Annotated in this window: 1 protein-coding gene; it reads right to left on the reverse strand. The window is 69.0% G+C overall.

Annotated features, from left to right (window positions below; all coding sequences use genetic code 11):
* Positions 1-268: 268 nt before the first annotated feature.
* The gene (locus QMK24_RS41220) at positions 269-1474 is read right to left on the reverse strand and encodes an IS4 family transposase (protein ID WP_283472045.1); all 1206 of its coding nucleotides are present in this window, start codon (positions 1472-1474) and stop codon (positions 269-271) included.
* Between the last annotated feature and the right edge of the window lie 56 nt (positions 1475-1530).

The raw sequence follows: 1530 nt of genomic DNA on the forward strand, positions 1-1530 counted from the left end.
CCCAATACCAGTGACTTAAGGTATCGGATCCCAGCTTCGTGGGACCTTGGTCGGTGGGTTGATTGAGGCGGTGCGCCAGTGCGGGGCGATGGCCACGGCCTCGGCGGAGCTCCGGTCGGGCTGGGGAGGGCGTCGGTGTTCGTCGCGTTTGACGCCGAAGCCGGACATCTTGCGTTTGATGACGCGGGGGTTGAAACGTCTGCGGCGGGTCGGCAGCAGGTGCCGGGCTATCTCGCGCAGGCCGTCGGTGAGGGCTGTGGCGAGGTGGTCAGGGGGAAAAGGCCGCCTGCGCGGTGACCTGGCGGCGTGCGAGACGGATGCTGCGGGTGAAGGAGAGCCGGTCGGCGTCGAGTTGGGCGGCGTCCGCGGTGTCGTGCATCAGGCTGCGGATGGCGTAGTGGACCAGCAGATGGCTCCAGACTTCCTGCTCGACGCCGCCGGGCGAGCGGGACCGCAGGACCTGGGCGGGCCCGCGCTGGTGGGTCTTCAGCTCGTCCAGCGTGGTCTCGATCTCCCACCGCTCGTGATAGAGAGCGGCCAGGTCGGCGGCGGGTGCGGCCTCGGGGTCGAGGATCGTGGTGATCAGCCGGTAGGGAGCGTCCTGTTGGGGAAAGCCTGCGCCTTGAAGGGTGTACTCGACGACCCGCACGGTCGTGGGGTCGGTGCGTTTGCGGTCCTTCGCGATGACGATCTCCGACAGGTAGGAGCCGTCGGGAAGTTCCTCGCACACCGGCAGGATCTGATGCGAGCGGATCCGCCACAGCAGGTCCGCGCCGCCGGCCGAGGCCGCCCGCCACAGCTCAACCCCGGTGAAGCCGCGGTCGGCCAGTAGGAGATCCCCGTCGCCGAGATGTCCGAACAGGCCACGGGCCAGGGCGGGTTCGGAGGACGACAGCGGTCCCAGGGCGGCGGCGGTGATGGCGTGGGTGCCGCACTCGGCCAGCGCCACCATCCTCACCTGCGGATACGCACACCGCTCGGTGCGATGTGTCTTCGGCCGCCCGAAGTACTCGGCGTTCGCCTCACTGTCCGGCACATCGAAGACCGTGCCGTCAATCGCCACCAGCCGCCACCGCCCATACCGGGCACCCCGGGTCGCCTCGGTCGCCAACGGCCGGGCAACCTCGGAGAACAGCGCCTTCAGCGGCTCCGGGCCCAGCTTCACCCGAGCCCGCGAGATCGCCGCCGTACTCGGCACCTGCCACGAACCCGACCAACGCTTCGCCCAGGTCAGGCCCTGCGTGAGCAGCCGCGCGACCTCCTCGTACCCCTGCCCCGAGAACAGGCACATCGCCAGCACGAAGTAGACCACCACCCGAGGCGGCAGTAGCCGATTGCGCTGTCCCGAGCGTCCGCACTCGGCAACCACACGGTCCACCAACTCCGGCGGAAACGTACGCGTCAGCAGCCCGACCGCAATCCGGTCCGACAACCGCTCATCCGTCTCCGGCTTGACCTGCCCAGGCCGTGGCATCCAGGCACCTCCTGGACCCCACGCTACCAGCAGCGAGTCTTAAGTCACTGGTATTG

The sequence above is a fragment of the Streptomyces sp. PH10-H1 genome, assembly GCF_030063355.1.
Taxonomy (GTDB): domain Bacteria; phylum Actinomycetota; class Actinomycetes; order Streptomycetales; family Streptomycetaceae; genus Actinacidiphila.